1 protein-coding gene is annotated in these 352 nt (G+C 48.3%); it reads right to left on the bottom strand.

The window, feature by feature from the left end:
- On the bottom strand, nt 1–296 hold a 296-nt coding region (locus DW922_RS16400; protein WP_044916939.1), incomplete at its 3' end, for a recombinase family protein.
- Between the last annotated feature and the right edge of the window lie 56 nt (nt 297–352).

The raw sequence follows: 352 nt of genomic DNA on the forward strand, positions 1-352 counted from the left end.
CTGAGGTCTTTCGTGATGACAAGGTTGATTTGCCTGCGCTCAATGGCTCTCAACATTCTCTGTAAATCAGGACGCTCCATATTAAGACCTGTGAAGCCATCGTCCTGATAGACTGCCACAACCTCCCATCCCTGCTTTTCGCAGTATTTTTCCAGCATATCACGCTGGTTTGCGATACTGGCACTTTCGCCTTGCAGGTCATCGTCCTTTGACAGCCTGCAATAGACCGCTGCACGATACCCTCCGGCAAGTGCCGAACCGATTGTTCTGTATTCCATTTCGTTCATCATAGCCATTTACCCACACAATCCAGACGGTATCTGGCTCTTTTGAACCTCATCTTCATTATAGC

The organism is Clostridium sp. AM42-4, from assembly GCF_003480105.1.
Classification (GTDB): Bacteria; Bacillota; Clostridia; order Lachnospirales; family Lachnospiraceae; genus Brotaphodocola.